The sequence below is a fragment of the Mesorhizobium sp. USDA 4132 genome (genome assembly GCF_056279545.1).
On the sequence record NZ_JBWCCP010000002.1, the window covers coordinates 1,264,326 to 1,281,074 of the forward strand.

The 16,749-nt window shown below is 63.5% G+C and carries 12 protein-coding genes; 8 read left to right on the forward strand and 4 right to left on the reverse strand.

Annotated features, from left to right (window positions below; genetic code table 11):
* Positions 1 to 23: 23 nt before the first annotated feature.
* Positions 24 to 1,817: an acyl-CoA dehydrogenase C-terminal domain-containing protein gene (locus tag ACZ9IU_RS28700; protein WP_040124485.1), complete on the reverse strand. Its 1,794-nt coding sequence runs from the start codon at positions 1,815 to 1,817 to the stop codon at positions 24 to 26.
* Between the two features lie 493 nt (positions 1,818 to 2,310).
* On the opposite strand from ACZ9IU_RS28700, the gene ACZ9IU_RS28705 reads away from it, so the two are divergent.
* The 3 genes from ACZ9IU_RS28705 (at position 2,311) to ACZ9IU_RS28715 (ending at position 8,227) form a co-directional block, all read left to right on the forward strand.
* A complete protein-coding gene (locus tag ACZ9IU_RS28705; RefSeq protein ID WP_040124483.1) occupies positions 2,311 to 6,249 on the forward strand; it encodes a peptidoglycan-binding protein in 3,939 nt (1,312 codons plus the stop codon).
* A gap of 248 nt (positions 6,250 to 6,497) precedes the next feature.
* Positions 6,498 to 7,424: a sulfite exporter TauE/SafE family protein gene (locus ACZ9IU_RS28710; RefSeq protein WP_040124482.1), complete on the forward strand. Its 927-nt coding sequence runs from the start codon at positions 6,498 to 6,500 to the stop codon at positions 7,422 to 7,424.
* The gene (locus tag ACZ9IU_RS28715; RefSeq protein WP_040124480.1) at positions 7,424 to 8,227 is read left to right on the forward strand and encodes a TIGR02186 family protein; all 804 of its coding nucleotides are present in this window, start codon (positions 7,424 to 7,426) and stop codon (positions 8,225 to 8,227) included. The genes ACZ9IU_RS28710 and ACZ9IU_RS28715 overlap by 1 nt, the downstream gene beginning before the upstream one ends.
* On the opposite strand, the gene ACZ9IU_RS28720 is transcribed toward ACZ9IU_RS28715, so the two are convergent.
* Positions 8,228 to 8,746: a winged helix-turn-helix transcriptional regulator gene (locus ACZ9IU_RS28720; RefSeq protein WP_040124479.1), complete on the reverse strand. Its 519-nt coding sequence runs from the start codon at positions 8,744 to 8,746 to the stop codon at positions 8,228 to 8,230.
* 94 nt (positions 8,747 to 8,840) lie between these two features.
* Between ACZ9IU_RS28720 and ACZ9IU_RS28725 the strand changes: the two genes are divergently transcribed.
* The 5 genes from ACZ9IU_RS28725 (at position 8,841) to ACZ9IU_RS28745 (ending at position 13,204) form a co-directional block, all read left to right on the forward strand.
* Positions 8,841 to 9,401 (forward strand): dihydrofolate reductase family protein, encoded by a 561-nt coding sequence (locus tag ACZ9IU_RS28725; RefSeq protein ID WP_040124477.1) that lies wholly within the window; start codon positions 8,841 to 8,843, stop codon positions 9,399 to 9,401.
* An 89-nt stretch (positions 9,402 to 9,490) separates the two neighbouring features.
* Positions 9,491 to 11,281: a chloride channel protein gene (locus ACZ9IU_RS28730; RefSeq protein WP_051900385.1), complete on the forward strand. Its 1,791-nt coding sequence runs from the start codon at positions 9,491 to 9,493 to the stop codon at positions 11,279 to 11,281.
* Between the two features lie 81 nt (positions 11,282 to 11,362).
* Complete coding sequence (locus tag ACZ9IU_RS28735) at positions 11,363 to 12,313, forward strand: alpha/beta hydrolase family protein (RefSeq protein ID WP_051900687.1); 951 nt, start codon at positions 11,363 to 11,365, stop codon at positions 12,311 to 12,313.
* A gap of 84 nt (positions 12,314 to 12,397) precedes the next feature.
* A complete protein-coding gene (locus ACZ9IU_RS28740; protein ID WP_040124474.1) occupies positions 12,398 to 12,835 on the forward strand; it encodes a universal stress protein in 438 nt (145 codons plus the stop codon).
* Positions 12,836 to 12,952: 117 nt separating this feature from the next.
* Positions 12,953 to 13,204, forward strand: coding sequence for a hypothetical protein (locus ACZ9IU_RS28745; RefSeq protein ID WP_040124472.1), 252 nt, complete (start codon positions 12,953 to 12,955; stop codon positions 13,202 to 13,204).
* 236 nt (positions 13,205 to 13,440) lie between these two features.
* Here ACZ9IU_RS28745 and pdeM read toward each other — a convergent pair whose 3' ends face one another.
* Both pdeM and ACZ9IU_RS28755 read right to left on the reverse strand, forming a co-directional pair.
* Entirely contained in the window at positions 13,441 to 14,181 is a 741-nt protein-coding gene (gene pdeM, locus ACZ9IU_RS28750; protein WP_040124470.1) for a ligase-associated DNA damage response endonuclease PdeM, read from the reverse strand.
* 32 nt (positions 14,182 to 14,213) lie between these two features.
* Complete coding sequence (locus ACZ9IU_RS28755; RefSeq protein ID WP_051900383.1) at positions 14,214 to 16,736, reverse strand: ligase-associated DNA damage response DEXH box helicase; 2,523 nt, start codon at positions 16,734 to 16,736, stop codon at positions 14,214 to 14,216.
* Positions 16,737 to 16,749 lie beyond the last annotated feature (13 nt).

Below are 16,749 nucleotides of genomic sequence, written 5' to 3' on the forward strand. Positions count from 1 at the left end.
TAACTTTTCCCCGTCTCTAGCAATCAAAACGCGTCGGCGGCGAGTTCCATCACGCTGTCGGCGCCGGCTTCGATGCGGACTTTGCGCATCGCGGTTTCCGGCATGATCTTTTCCATGAAGAACTTCGCCGTCACCAGCTTGTTCTTCAGGTAGTCGGTGCGGGCGTCGCCGGCGGTAAGTCCGGTCTGGGCCGCCTTGGCGATCTTGGCCCACATGTAGCCGAGCGTCACGATCCCGAAGAGGTGCATATAGTCGGTCGAGCCGGCGCCGGCATTGTCGGGCTTGGCCATGGCGTTCTGCATGAACCACATGGTGGAGGCCTGCAGGTCGTTCAAGCCCTTCTTGAGACCCTTGGTGAAAGGAGCCATATTCTCGTCGGCGCGGTTTTCCTCGCAGAAATCGCCGATCTCCTTGAACATCGCCATCACGGCGCGGCCGCCGTTCAGCGCCAGCTTGCGGCCGACGAGGTCGAGCGCCTGGATGCCGTTGGCGCCTTCGTAGATCATGGTGATGCGGGCATCGCGGACATACTGGCTCATGCCGTGTTCCTCGATATAGCCATGGCCGCCAAACACCTGCTGGGCCATCACGGCATGCTCGAAGCCCTTGTCGGTCATCACCCCCTTGAGGATCGGGGTCGCGAGGCCGAGGAGATCGTCGGCGTTCTGGCGTTCCGCCGCATCCGGCGAGCGGTGGGCGATGTCGGATTTCAGCGCCGTCCACAGCAGGAAGGCGCGGCCGGCCTCGTTGAAGGCGCGAATGGTCATCAGCGAGCGGCGGATATCGGGGTGGACGATGATCGGATCGGCCTTTTTATCCGGCGCCTTGGTACCGGAGAGCGAGCGGCCCTGAATGCGCTCGCGGGCATAAGCGACGGCGTTCTGGTAAGCCGTCTCGGCGATCGACAGGCCCTGCAGTCCGACGCCGAGGCGCGCCTCGTTCATCATCACGAACATGGCCGCCAGGCCTTTGTTTTCGGCGCCAATCAGGTAACCGGTCGCGTCGTCATAGTTCATGACGCAGGTGGAGTTGCCGTGGATGCCCATCTTGTGTTCGATCGCACCGCAGGTAGCGCCGTTGCGCTTGCCCAGCGATCCATCGGCATTGACCATGAACTTCGGCACGATGAAGAGCGAGATGCCCTTGGTGCCCTCCGGCGCGCCTTCAATGCGGGCGAGCACCAGATGGACGATATTGTCGGTCATGCCGTGTTCGCCGGCCGAGATGAAGATCTTCTGGCCGGAAATCTTGTAGGAGCCATCGGCCTGCGGCACCGCCTTCGAACGCAAAAGCCCGAGATCGGTGCCGCAATGGGGTTCGGTGAGGTTCATGGTACCCGACCAGATACCTGCAACCATGTTCGGCAGGTATGTCCTCTTCTGCTCGTCGGAACCATGCACGAGGATCGCGGCGATCGCGCCCTGGGTCAGGCCCGGATACATCATCAGCGACATGTTGGCCGACGACATGTATTCGCCGACGGCGGCATGCAGCGTATAGGGCAGCCCCTGGCCTCCAAATTCCTCCGGCACGGCAAGGCCGATCCAGCCCGCCTGGCAATACTGGTCATAGGCCTGCTTGAAACCCTTCGGCACCGAAACCGTGCCGTCGTCGTGGCGGGTGCAGCCTTCCTGGTCGCCGGAAAGATTGAGCGGAAAGAGCACGTCCTCGGCCACCTTGGCGGCCTCTCCGATGATCGCTTCCAGCATGTCCGGAGTGGCATCGGCAAAGCCCGGCAGGTTGCCGTAGCGTTCCAGGCCGAGCACATCGTTGAGAATGAAAAGCGTATCGTTTACCGGGGCCTTGTACACGGGCATGGTCGAGCTTCCTCCAAATCCTCGTCGGTGAATTCCGCCCCGGGCCTTTGGCTCACGGGAGAATCCGCATTCTTTCTATCACAAATAATTGACGTTCGCGTAAACGTCAATTACGCGCGTCTGGAACTTTGCCCATCTCCACCGTCGCCATTCCTCCGTTCCGATCACAGTCTTAACGGGTCGAGCAGTTGCGAGGCTGGAGGGGGAAAGCAGGAAGATAGGGCCGGCAGGCGCTACGTCATCACCGCAAAGCAAACCGAACGCGTCGAAAAGGTTAAAATTTTCGGCCGGGTTAACGAGTTGTTTACTACGTTTAAGGAAATAGTGGGCTCTTAAGCGACGCAGTACATTTACCTCAAGACGTCCCGCGTGCGCTGAAATGGCAAGTCCTGCGTAAGGCATTTCTAATATATGGCCGAATGACGGGATGCCCTATCCCTGAACACGGCCCGTTACGAGAGCCCGCAGGTACAACGTCGAAACGAGCGAGCACATGAACGGATCACGATCGACCCCTTCCCGTCCCGGCGACCGCTCTTCCCTGGATGCGTTGAACCGCACCATCGAAGGGCTCGAGGCGCGTATCGAGGGGTTGATGTCGGGCACCGCGCGTGATGCCCAGCCGGCGAAAGCCATCGATCCGCGCCACGACCGCCGGCCGGCCGCAGCGTCCGCCTATCGCGAACCGCAATTCGCAAGCGACCCCCTTGCCGAGATCCGCGAACGCCAGCGCATGCTCGATGCCAGCCGTGACCGCAGCGTTCGGCCCGAGCGCCAGCGTGCGCCGGAGCGGCGACAGGAGAGCCTGCGCCGGGAGGAGCCACGGTATGCCGAGCCCCGCCGAACCGAACTGCGCCCGCCGGAAGCTTACCGCCCGCCGGCTCGCCAGGCGCCCGTGCGCGCGGAAGCACCCCGTTATACCGAACAGCGCCCGATCGCGCCGGCCCCGCGCCGCGAGGAACCCCGCCGTCCGGCCCCACAGCCCCCGCGCATACCGGTGCCGCAGCCGCAGGCAGACAATGGCATGCGCGATATCGCCCAGGCGCTGGTCAGCCTGCGCCAGGAGCTGAAGCAGGATATTTCCGAAAGCGTCGCCCGCGAAATGAGCGCGTTGCGCTCCGAAATCCGCTCGATCAAATCCATTGCCGAAGACCAGAACTTCAACGAGGATCTGCGCGGCGACCTTGCCCGGCTTGCCGAAGGCATCAGCCAACTCGGCTACCAGGCGACGCCGGAGGCGGCCGGCCTGCGCCGCGAATTCGAGGAACTGCGCGCCGTCATGGACGGCCTTGCCCGCGAGGATTCGGTACGGCGGATGGAAACCCGCTGGCAGGGTCTCGAAGATCGCATGCACGATCTCGACTCCACGGCGCTGCGCGAGGAGCTCGTCTCGCTCGCCTACCGGATCGACGACATCAAGGGCCAGCTCGGCGAGATGAGCGACAGCCCGGTCATCCGCGCGCTCGAACAGAAACTGATCACGGTCGCGAGCGCCATGGAGCAGCTCGGCTCACGCATGCAGCCGAACGATTCGGTCATTGCCGAACAGTTCGCAACGCTCGACGAGCGGCTGGACGAGATCAGCCGTGCGATTGCCGCCGGCAGCCGCGCCTCGGCCTCAGCCTCGATCGACCAGTCCTTCCTGCAGCGTCTGGATGGCCGCATCAGCGCGCTCGCCGACCAGATCGAAGCCATAGGCCGGGTAACCCACACCCAGACCGACCCGGCCGAAATGCTCTCCGCCCGCATCGAAGCGCTGACCGGCCGGATCGAGGAACTCACCGACGAACAGGCGGCCATGCGCCTGGAAGAGCGGCTCGAGCAGCTTTCGCTGATCCTCGAACAGGCCCAGAAGCCCTCCCAGGACCCAGAGCTTTCAGCCTATCTTGCCGACATTTCCCGCAAGATCGACGGGTTGGAACAGGGCAGTGTCAACGACGTGCTCGCCGAACGGCTCGACTATCTCGCCCGCCGGATCGAGGAGATCGGTTATCAGCCGCATGCCCAGTCGGCATTGGACGAGAATGCGTTCGGGCGGATCGAAGACCGGCTGACCGACATTGCCGCCCGGCTTGACGAGGCGACGGCTTCGCCGCGTGGCGACGACGGCGCGCTTCGCAGTCTCGAAGACCAGATCGCCCATCTTTCGGTGCTGATCAGCCAGCCGCAGCATGGCGGCGGCGCTCTTCCCGCCGAATTCGAAAACCGCATGACGGCGCTCGAAAGCTATATGGCGACCAATGACGAATACATCATCGAGGCTGCCCGCCAGGCCGCCGAGACGGTGGTGGAGGCCTATTCCCGCAACGGCATGGCAGGTGGGCCGGGTGTCGCCGCCGACATGGCGGCACTGTCGGCGCTTGCGGACGACCTTCGCCATCTCGAAGACCTGACGCGCCATTCGGACGACCGCACCCACCAGACCTTCGAAGCCCTGCACGGCACCCTGGTGCAGATCGCCGACCGGCTGGACGGCATGGAAGAACGTTTCGTCTCCTCCGCCCATGCGGAGCGGGATCGCTATCATGAAGAACCGGCGCGTTACGAAACCCGCCCTGCCCCGGCCATGCCGGCAGCCGCACAGCTTTCCGTTGCCGCTGCCGAAGAGCTGATGAGCTACGAGCTCGCGGAGGCTGAGGCGAACGAACAACCGGCCGCAACCTTTGGCCACCGCGCGAAGGCCCCTGGAGAAACGCATTCCGACGAGACCGTACTTCGCGCCGACTATGCCGACGCCAAAATCGTCACCAAGGACACCCCCGCCAGGGACAAGGCGGCCAAGACCAGCTTGCTGACCGAGCTTTCCCGCCGCTTCCTGCCCGGCGGAAAGGCCGAGGCGCCGAAGGGCGGCCGCACCGTCATCGAGCCGACGCCGCCGCTCGATCCTTCCGACGTGCTGCCGGCAGATCGCCAAAACGACCTTCTGGAGCCGGGATCCGGCGCCCCGGACGTCAAGAAGATCCTCGAGCGGGTTCGCGCCAGCCAGGCCCCCGGCGAATTCGACACAGACCGGACGAGTGCCGCCGAACGCGCCGACTATATCGCCGCCGCTCGCCGCGCCGCCAAGGCCGCTGCCCAGGAAACCGATCCCTCGCAGGTCGGCTCGTCGTCCAAGGAAATGCGCAAGGCCGCCAAGGCATCCGCCAACAAGGGCTTCGGCGCCATGCTTTCGCAGCATCGCCGGCCGATCCTGATGGCTGTCGGTGCCGTCCTTCTGGTGCTGATGGCGATGCCGCTCGCCAAGACGCTGACCAGCGGCACGAAGGCTCCAGCAGTACCGGCCGCGACGATCCAGGCGCCGGCGCGGCCGGTTGCACCGGCCAACGTCACCGGCAGCAACGAGGTCCCGACGGTCGAAGACCAGGCCGCGACCGATGGCGCCGACGGCGACACGAACACCGCAGCTGCGCCGACGCAACCCGCCGAACAGGCCCCTGCCCCGGCGGTTGCCGCAAACCATCTGACCGACCCGCGGCCCGCGTCGGGCGCTCCTTCCATCATGGAACAGTCGGGCAATGCGCCGGCTACTGCGAACACGTTCGCCGCCGCCCCCAAGGTCACGGCTCCGGCTGCGATCGTGGTGCCCGTCGGCATCGAACCCAAGTCGCTGGCCGACGCCGCCGCTGGCGGCGATGCGAACGCCCTCTTTGAGATCGGCGCACGCTTTACCGATGGAAAGGGCGTAAAGAGCGATCTGTCGGAGGCCGCCAACTGGTACAAGCTTGCCGCCGACCGCGGCCTGGCACCGGCGCAATACCGGCTCGCCAATATCTTCGAAAAGGGCACGGGCGTCTCCCGCGACCTGACCAAGGCGATGACCTATTACAAGCAGGCCGCCGATGCCGGCAATGCCAGCGCCATGCACAATCTCGCCGTGCTCTATGCATCGGGCGCCGCCGGCCAGCCGGACTATGCCGCCGCCGTCACCTGGTTCCGCCAGGCCGCCGACTTCGGCGTCGCCGACAGCCAGTTCAACCTCGCCATCCTGCTTGCCCGCGGCAACGGCGTGAAGCAGGATCTCGAGGAATCCTACAAGTGGTTCGCGGTTGCGGCCAAGGGAGGCGACAAGGACGCCGCCCAGAAGCGCGACGAAGTGGGCAACGCCATGCGCAAGGAACAGCTCGAAAGCGCCCGCGCCAAGGTCGACCAGTGGAAGGTGAAGCCGCTCGACCCGAAGGCCAACTCCGTCAATCTTCCGGACGAATGGGCTTCCGGCAAGCCGCTCACCACGGGCTCGGTCGACATGGAAAAGGCGATCCGCAACATCCAGGCGATCCTCAACAAGAGCGGTTTTGACGCCGGCACCGCCGACGGCAAGATGGGCGCCAAGACCGTGACCGCGATTAAGGCCTTCCAGACTTCGGTCGGCCAGGAACCGAACGGCAGGATCACCGATGCGCTGGTCAAGGAACTACTTGCGAAGAACAAGTAAGTCGACTTACCCGACCGATATAGGGGAGTTGCGGGATATTAATCACGCCCGCACAAAAACGGCAAAATTGCCGCATTATCTGACACTTGCGAATTGACTTGCGGCCAAGCCCGGGCGCATGACGGATGAAGTCCTTCATGCCCTGTTCACATGGCATGTGAGATCACGTTTCCTTCGCCGCACCGGGCGGACAACCACATCGCGAGCGCCCGCGAGGGCGTCGCTTTTTGCCGTGTCGAGGTTCTGCCGTGACTGTCTACCTGCCGATCGCAGAGCTGTCGGTGAACATCTTCATTATTCTGGGCATGGGCGCGGCCGTCGGCTTTCTCTCCGGCATGTTCGGCGTCGGCGGCGGATTCCTGATCACGCCACTGCTGATCTTCTACAACATCCCGCCCGTCGTGGCGGTCGCGACCGGCGCCAACCAAGTGGTCGCTTCGTCGATCTCGGGCGCGATCACCCATTTCAGGCGCGGCACGCTCGACATGAAGCTCGGTTCAGTGCTTTTGGTCGGCGGTCTTGCGGGGGCGACGGCGGGCGTCTGGGTCTTCTCCTGGCTCCGGCGCGTCGGCCAGCTCGATCTGTTCATCTCGATCCTCTACGTCGTGCTGCTCGGCTCGATCGGGGCGCTGATGCTGCAGGAGAGCCTGCGCGCGCTCAGGCGGGCGAAGAACAAGGAGCCGCTGCCGTTGAAACGGCCGGGCCAGCACAACTGGGTGCACCGGCTGCCGCTGAAGATGCGGTTCAAGAAGTCGAAGATCTATCTTTCCGCCATTCCGATCGTCGGGCTCGGCTTCGGCATCGGCGTGCTGACCTCGATCATGGGTGTCGGCGGCGGCTTCATCATGGTGCCGGCGATGATCTATCTCTTACGCATCCCGACCAATGTCGTCGTCGGGACCTCGCTGTTCCAGATCATCTTCGTCACCGCCTATACGACCATGGTGCAGGCGGCGACCAACTATTCGGTCGACATCGTGCTCGCCACGATCCTGATGGTCGCCGGCGTGATCGGCGCGCAATACGGGGTCCGCGTCGGGCAGAAGCTGCGCGGCGAACAGCTGCGCGCGCTCCTGGCGCTGCTCGTGCTTGCCGTCGGCATCCGTCTGGCGATCGGGCTGATCGTCACGCCGGACGACGTCTATTCGGTCGCGGTCGGGGGGATGTCCTACTGATGCGCAAGCTCCTCCGCGCCGCCCTGCTGCTGCCGTTTTTCGCGCTCGCCTCGCCGGCCGCGGCGCAGGTGCCGTTCGGGCAGGCATCGGCGGTGAAGGAAGGGCTGGAGATCGGCGCCTCGACCAGCGAAATCGCCATCACGTCTGATTTCCGCGGCGCCGACCTCACCATTTTCGGGGCGCTCACCAATGCGGACGAGCTGTTCCTGGCGATCGGCCAGTATGACGTGGTGGTGACGCTCGAAGGGCCGAAGGACTATGCGACGGTGCGCAAGAAGGAGCGCGTCTTCGGGATCTGGATGAACACCGAGGGCATGACCTTCGAACAGGTGCCGGAAAGTTATTCGCTGGCCAGCACCCGGATGATCGACACCATCGACGAGGCACCGAGCCTCAACAATATCGGCGTCGGCATCGACCACCTCGCCCTGAACCCGGTCGGCTACATCCCCGATTCCGGCATGATCGGCGAGTTCCGCGACGCCTATCGGCGCCTGAAGCTGACAAACGGGCTTTACCAGCGCGACACGAGCGGCGTGCGCTTCGTCTCGTCGAGCCTGTTTCGCGCCTCGCTAAAACTGCCGGCCAACATCCCCGACGGGATGCACATGGTGCGCGCCTACCTGTTCAAGAGCGGCGAGCTGATCAATCAGCGGGAAATGCCGCTGCGGGTCGTCAAGACCGGCATCGAACAGGCGATCACCGACGCGGCCCACGACCGTCCGTTCGCCTACGGTTTCCTTTGCGTGCTGATCGCCGTCATCACCGGCTGGGGCGCCAGCATCGTCTTCCGCAAGGACTGATCATTCCGCAGCGTCGGCCGCCGCCGCGTTGCGGGCGACGATTTCGAGATAGGCAGCGCGCAGGCGGTCGAAGACGGAAGGCTTGGCCGGATCGCGCGGCGCATGCAGGTGCAGGACGCGCAGTTCGTCCATGAAATCCTCCCAGAGCGGCCGCCCGCCTTCCTCCAGCAATTGCGCCCGGATCGAGAGCTCTTCGGACACCGGCATGAAACGGCGGCCCCAGGCGCCCATCTCCGCAAAGATCGGCACCAGCCGGATCGACATCTCCGTGAGGCTGTAGATCCCTTTCTGCTTGTGGCTCGGATCGTCCTCGCGGGAAAGCAGGCCTCGCTCCACCAGCCGCTTCAGCCGGTCGGCAAGGATGTTGGAAGCGATGCCTTCCTCGGAATTCTGCAGCAGTTCGCGAAAGTGGCGGCGATTGCCGAACATGATGTCGCGGATGACGATCAGGCTCCAGCGATCTCCGAGAACCTCCAGCGTCAGATTGATCGGGCAACCCGACCGATAGGCTTCGTTCATTTTTTTCTCCAATACTGCTTGCATTCTACAATCAGTTTGGTTAGCTTTCAACTGCTTGCTTTTTGCAACTGGTTTAAACGCGACGGAGGATGACATGAGAAAGCTGGTAGTCTGGAACCTGATGAGCCTCGACGGTTATTTCGAGGGAGAGAAGCCCTGGGACCTCGCCTTCCACAACTATGCCTGGGGGCCGGAGCTGGAAAAGCTCTCCGAACAATTCGGCGAGGAAGGCGATCTCCTGGTGTTCGGCCGCAAGACCTATGAGGGCATGGCAGCCTATTGGCCGACCGCCGAAGAAGGCGGCAAGGTCAAGAACTACATGAACAATATCGCCAAGATCGCCGTGTCGAAGACGATCAAGGACGCCCCCTGGAACAATACCCGGGTCGTCAGCGATCCCGTCGGCGAACTCACCGGGCTGAAGGCCGCGGACGGCAAGACGATCTTCATCTTCGGCAGCGCCGAACTGGTGGCATCGCTGATGAAAGAAGGCCTCGTCGACGAATACCGGCTCTGCATCGCGCCGGTAGTTCTCGGCTCCGGCAATCCGCTCTTCAAGAAAACCGGGCACCAGGCCGAGCTCAAACTGCTGAACTCCACCGCAGCGGCCAACGGCGCCGTGATCCTCACCTACGCGGTGGGCAAGGCGGCCTGACGCCGCAGGCAAGGGTATCAAGGGATTGATTATTGGCCTGAAGGGATATTTGCGCTAGAGACGCGCCAACTCGTTTCTGCAAGATGTTCATGTTCAGCCGGTTCTCCTCCCTCCTGCCCTCCGCCCGGGTTCTCCTCAATCCGGGCCAGTTGCGGGTACTCGTCCGGCGTAGCGAATTCGGGCTCATCGCCGTTGCGGCCTTGGTCGGCGTGCTCTCCGGGCTGGCGATCGCCGGCATGAGTTTCCTCTCCCAGGAAATGCACCGGGCGATCTTCGAACTCGGCGGCGGCGAGAGGCTGAGCTCGGCAACCGATATCAACCGGCTGGCCATTCTGCTCGCACCGATCTGCGGCGGAGCCCTTCTTGGCCTGTTGTTCCTGATCCTGCGGCGCTGGCGCAAGAAGCCGATGGTCGATCCGATCGAGGCGAACGCGCTGCATGGCGGACGCCTGTCCCTGACCGACAGCATTCTCGTCGCGATCCAGAACCTGGTTTCGAACGGTTTTGGCGCGTCCGTCGGGCTGGAGGCGGGATATACGCAGCTTTCCTCCGGGATCGCTTCAAAGATCGGGCTGCTGCTGCAATTGCGCCGGTCGGATCTGCGCATCCTCGTCGGCTGCGGTGCGTCCGGCGCGATCGCAGCAGCCTTTAACGCGCCGCTAACAGGTGCCTTTTATGCCTTCGAGCTGATCATCGGCACCTATACGATCATGAGCCTGACGCCGGTCGTCGTCTCCGCGCTGGTCGCGACGATCGTTACCCGGCTGTTCTTCGGCGAGGAATTCCTGATCGACGTCGGCGATTTCGGCGCCGTCGTGCCGGCGGATTACCTGCCGGCGATCCTGCTCGGCGCCTTCTGCGCCGGCGGCGGCATCCTGCTCATGAAAGGCGTCACCTTCGTCGAGGAGACGGCGCGCAAGAGCTCGCTTTCACCCGCCTTCCGGCCGGCGATCGGCGGTATCCTGATCGGGCTCCTGGGGCTGGTCGACCAGCAGGTGATGGCGGCGGGCCATGGCGCGCTGCATCTCAATCTCAGCCAGAACCCGACGATCCCGGCGCTGCTTGCAATCCTGGCGCTGAAATCGCTGGCATCGGCGGTGTCTATCGGTTCCGGCTTTCGCGGCGGCCTGTTCTTCGCGTCCCTGTTCATGGGAGCGCTGCTCGGCAAGATCTTCGCCTATTCGGCGCCTTATATTTTCGCCCACGCGACGCTGACGCCGGTCATCTATGCGGTCGTCGGCATGAGCGCGATGGCGGTGGCGGTGATCGGCGGGCCGCTGACGATGACGTTCCTGGCGCTCGAAATCACCGGCGACTTTCCGATCACCGTACTGGCGCTTGCGGCCGTGATCACCTCCTCGCTGACCGTCCGCAACACGTTCGGTTATTCGTTCGCCACCTGGCGCTTCCATCTGCGCGGGGAAAGCATCCGCAGCGCCCATGACATCGGCTGGATCCGCAACCTGACCGTCGAACGGATGATGCGCGCCGACGTCCGCACCGCGCCGATTTCCATGAGCATCGAGCAATTCCGCAACGACTTCCCGCTCGGCTCAACCCAGCGCGTCATCCTCCTCGACGATGCGGAGAAATATGCCGGCATGGTGCTTCTGCCGGACATCTATGCGGCGCCCACCGAGGATGCGGCGGAAAAACCGACACTTGCCTCCTTCGTCAAATATAAGAACGACGTGCTGCTGCGCTCGATGAACGCCAAACAGGCGGCGGCGATCTTCGATAGGCTGGAGGCGGAAGCGCTGGCGGTCGTCAACAACCAGGTCGAACGCAAGGTCGTGGGACAGCTCAGCGAAAGCCACACGCTGCGGCGCTACGCGGAAGAACTCGACCGGCGGCGGCGTGAAGTTTCCGGGGAGATCTGAGCCGCCTTCTCCCTTCGGCTAATTGCACCTCGCGAAGCGCGATATATGGTCACCGTTCCAGGGAGAAGGACGATGGCCAATATGGAATGCGAAGCGCCCGCGGTTCGGCAAAGCGACGGCGACGCCCGATCGTCGCGTCCCGCCGGGGAGCCGGTCGACATGGTCTGCCGGGACGGCATCACTCTCCACGGACACCTCTGGCCGGCCCGGTCCTCCGCCATCGGCAGCGTCATCGTCAATCCGGCAACCGGGGTGCTCGCCCGTTATTACCACTATTACGCCGACTTCCTGGCCGGCGAAGGTTTCGACGTTCTGACCTACGACTATCGCGGCATCGGCCTTTCGCGTCCCGAAAGCCTGAAAGGATGCGGTTATCGCTGGCGGGAATGGGGCGAGCAGGATTTCGATGCGGCGCTGAGGTTCATGGATACCATCCGGTCGGGCCAACCGCTTTATGTGGTCGGCCACAGTATCGGCGGCTACCTGCCGGGGCTTTCGCCGATGGCCAAACGCATCGACCGGATGCTGACCATGGGCGCGCAATATGCCTACTGGCCGGACTATGCCAGCGGCCGTCGCCTGCGGCTGTTCCTCAAATGGCATGTGGTAATGCCGGCGCTGACTGCCGCCTTCGGCTATTTCCCTGGAAAGCGTCTCGGATGGCTGGAGGACCTGCCGGCGGGCGTGGCCAACGAATGGAGTTTTCGCGGGGCACGGATGGAGCTGACCCATCCGGCCGAGGAGCGAAGCGACGTGCTGCGGCGGTTCGAGGCGGTGACGGCGCCGATCCTGGCGGTCACGATGTCGGACGACGATATCGGCACCGTGGCGGCGATCCGGCGCACGCTCGGTTATTACCGCAATGCCCAGATGACGCAGGTGCTGCTGAAGCCGGAGAACTACGGTCTGGCCGCCATCGGGCATTTCAGCCTGTTCCATTCCCGGCACAGGCAAGGCTTCTGGCAGGATACCGTTCGCTGGCTGCGGAATGGGATCAATCCATGGTCCGGGCATGTGATTGCGTCGTCCTGAACCTGTGGCTGTTGCGGTTTGCTTTGGATCAATGAGCGATCCCGGGGGAACTGCGACGATGCCACCAACTAGAAGGAGGCACAGATGTTCAAACACGTTCTCATTCCGACCGATGGCTCTCCGCTTTCGACCGGCGCGCTGGAAAAGGCGCTCGACTTCGCCCACGAAATCGGTGCGGAAGCCACCATTCTGGTGGTGATGGAACCGCTACAGGTCTTCACGCTCAATCCGACCGGCATGGAAGTCGCCTATGCGGAATATGACCGGCAGAACAACGAGGCGGCCGACCGTATTCTCGCCGACGCCAAGGAAGCGGCTAAACAGCGGCTCGTCGCCTGCGAAACGGTGAAGCTTGGCAGCGTCGACCCGGCGAGCGCCGTCATCGACACCGCCGGCACCTATAATTGCGACGTCATCGCCATGGCCTCGCACGGCCGCTCCGGCTTCAAGGCCTTCATGCTCGGCAGCGTGACAATGAAGGTGCTGGCACATTCCAAGACGCCGGTGCTGGTTTATCGGTGATATCTGATCTACGCCGGCGCTGGCTGCGGACGTTGGTTCAAAACCGGCCGGTCATGCGGTGCTTTACACCTTCGATATTGCGGCGCACAATGCTCCCTTGGCCCCGGGGGACAGCGAATGATGACCGTATTTGAAGGCCTAAAAGGAGAACTCGCCGCCGGCACGACAGTCTTGGCGCTGGTCGACTACAATGTCACCGAATTTCGCGACGGCGACAGTTGCCGTTATGTCGGGCACGTTCGCACCAAACCGTCCATTCTACGAACTGCACTGAACGCTCCGACCCTCCTGCTTGGCGGTCACCGCATAACCCTCAATGCGGTCGAGCATGAGGATTGGGTATCGTTTCATCTCGACAGGTTTCCCTAAGCAGAATGCTGGTTGTCGGATCTGGTGAATCGTTGTCAGTCCAGCCTGTTCGGCGTCGTCAGGGCTGTCGATGATGGATGGCATCCGCGTCCGCGCATGTGGTAGGGCGCTTGGACAGGTTTAAACCAAAGCATGTCGCGCAAAAGTGTGCAGCGGTTTTGCGATAACGACATGCGTAAAACAAAGACTTGAAGGGTGTCGAGCGAATCCGAAGGATCGCGGCACGCTTTAGACGATCAGCCGATCAGGTTGCCGTAGCGGACCGAATAGATGCGGTCGCGGCCGAGAAGATGTGCGACTAGGGCCTCGCGGTCGAACAGGCCGTGCATGGCACGATGGCGCAGATCGAGGCCGCCGGCCAGCACGCCGAAGGCCGGCATGAGGAGGCGGTTGCCGTCGCTCGCGAAACACGGGCGGCGGACGGATTTTTCGCGGCGGCGGACGGTGGCCGACGGATGCAGGTGGCCGGCGATCTCTCCCTTGCTCCCGCCTGGGCCGGAAATCAGGCTCGGCTCGTGGCGGAAGACGAGGCCGCCATAAAAGAGTTCGTCGATGCAGGTGCCGGGCAGGTCGACCGTGCCGTCCGGATCATGGTTGCCGTTGATCCAGATCCAGTCGCGGCCGCGCGCCATGGTCGTGATCAGCGAACGCAGGTCGGGGGCAAGATGCTCCGAGCCCTTGCGATCGTGGAAATTGTCGCCGAGCGAGACGACGATCTTCGGGTCGTAGCGGGCGATGACGGCCGACAGGATGTTGAGCGTGGCGATCGTATCGTAGGGCGGCAGCATCATGCCGCGGCGGGCAAAGGCAGCACCCTTTTCCAGATGCAGGTCGGAGACGACGAGCAGGCCGGTTTCGGGCAGGTAAAGACCTCCGAGCGGATCGCAGACGGCGATGACGCCGTTCACGACGATCTCTTCCGCACCGGTTGCGGCAGGTCCCCCTGTGATCGTTCGCGCCAAAGCGAGGCGGTGCATCAATTCAATGTCTTCCAGTCCAGCGTACCGCATCAGCCAAGCGCCTCCGCGATCAGTTCGTCGGCGGCTTCCTGCAGCACCGCGTCATGCGCCTCGCCCGGTACCGGCTCTTTGCCGATCTCCAGCATGATCGGGATGGCGAGCGGCGAAACGTGGTCGAGATCGCGGTGGGTGATGTGCCCCCTGATTCGCGCCAGCATATCGCCTAATCGGGCAAGATCCAAAAGACCGGATGCCGCATCCCGCCGCGTCGCCTCCAGAAGCACGTGATCCGGCTCGTGGCTGCGCAGCACGTCGTAGATGAGATCGGTCGAGACGGTGACCTGCCGTCCGGTCTTTTCCTTGCCCGGATGGCGGCGCTCGATCAGGCCGGAAATCACCGCGCAATTGCGGAAGGTGCGCTTCAGCATATAGCTTTCGTCAAGCCAGGCTTCGAGATCGTCGCCGAGCATGTCCTCGTCGAAAAGGTCGGAGAGGCTCAGGCGACCAGCGCGGATCATCGCGCCGATGTCGTTGAGGCCCCAGATGGCCAGCGAATAATCGGTGGCGACGAAACCGAGCGGGTAGGCGCCCATGCGTTCCAGACGGCGTGTCAGCAGCATGCCGAGCGTCTGGTGCGCCAATCGCCCTTCGAAACAATAGGCGATCATGAAGAACCGTTTCCCGCGCGGAAAGGTCTCGATGAGAAGCTCATCCTTGGCCGGCAGCATGGAGCGCTCGCGCTGGATGTTCAGCCAGTCGCGGACCTGGTCCGGCAGCACGCCCCAGCGATCGGGATCGGCGAGCATGCCGCGCACCTGGTCGGCGAGATAGGTGGAGAGCGGAAACTTCCCGCCCGCATAGGCGGGGATTTTCGGATCGAGCGAAAAGGCATTGGAGACGAGGCATTCGTTCTCGCGGATGCCTTCGAAACGAAGCACCTTGCCGGCAAACAGGAAGGTATCGCCCTGGACCAGCTGTTCGAGGAAATATTCCTCGACCTTGCCGAGCGACATGCCGCCCCGGCCGACCGTACCCTTGGCGTTACGTTTCACCAGACGGACATTGAGCTCGGTCGCCTCGACGATCGTGCCGAGGTTCAAACGGTATTGCTGGGCGACGGCCGGGTTGGAGACCCGCCAGCGGCCTTCCTTGGTCTTGCGGATCTTGGCGTAACGCTCATAGGAGCGCAGCGCATAACCGCCGGTCGCGACAAAATCGACGATGCGCTCGAACATTTCCCAGGAGAGGGTGGCATAGGGCGAGGCCGAGGTGATCTCGTCATAGAGCTCGACCGGGTCGAAAGGTTCGGCGCAGGCCATGCCGAGCACGTGCTGGGCGAGCACATCGAGCGCGCCCTCGCCGACCGGCGGCGTATCCTGGGCGCCGAGATAATTGGCGTCGAGCGCTGCCTGGCATTCCATCACTTCGAAGCGGTTGGCCGGCACCAGGATCGCCTTCGACGGTTCGTCCATGCGGTGGTTCGAGCGGCCGATGCGCTGGGCAAGGCGGGAAGCACCCTTCGGCGCGCCGACATGCACGACGAGATCGACATCGCCCCAGTCCATGCCGAGATCGAGCGTGGAAGTGGCGACGACGGCCCGCAGCTTGTTGGCCGCCATGGCGGCCTCGACCTTGCGGCGCTGGCCGGCATCGAGCGAGCCGTGATGCAGCGCGATCGGAAGGTTGTCCTCGTTGATTGTCCACAGCGTCTGGAACAGCAGTTCCGCCTGGAAGCGGGTATTGACGAAGATCAGCGTCGTCTTGTGGCGCTTGATCTCCTCGTAGACCTCGGGGATCGCATAGGTCGAGACGTGGCCGGACCAGGGGATGCGGTCCTCGGTGCGCATGATGGTGATATCGGGTGCCGCGCCGCCTGTGACATGCACGAGGCCGGCGGGCGGGGCGGGGTTTTCACCCTGCGAGACCAGCCAGCGCTGCAGGTCCATGGGATCGGAGACGGTGGCCGAGAGGCCGATCGTGCGCATGTGCGGCGCGTGCTTGCGGATGCGGGCAAGGCCGAGCGACAGGAGGTGGCCGCGCTTGGAGGTGACCAGCGAATGCAGCTCGTCGAGGATCACGTATTTCAGGTCCTTGAAGAAACGCTCGGCCTCCTTGTTGGCCAGCAGCAGGGCCACCTGTTCCGGAGTGGTCAGCAGGATATCCGGCGGGTTGAGCTTCTGGCGCTGGCGTTTGGCCTGCGGCGTGTCACCGGTGCGGTTCTCGATCGAGATATCCAGGCCCATTTCGAAGACGGGCTTCATCAGGTTGCGCTCGATATCGACCGCGAGCGCCTTCAAGGGCGAGATGTAGAGCGTGTGGATGCCGGTGAAGGCGGAGCCGGGCGGGATTCTGCCGCGCCGCGTGAGGTCGGTCAGCGACGGCAGGAAACCGGCAAGCGTCTTGCCGGCGCCAGTCGGTGCGATCAGCAGCATGTTTTCGCCGGATGTGGAGCGCGACAGCAATTCCAGCTGATGGGCGCGCGGCTGCCAGCCCTTCTCCGCGAACCATTTCTGGAACGGCCGGGGCAGAAGCGCGGCGTCACGGCCGGGAGAATGGGTTTCGACGATATCCACGCCGCTAAGTTAA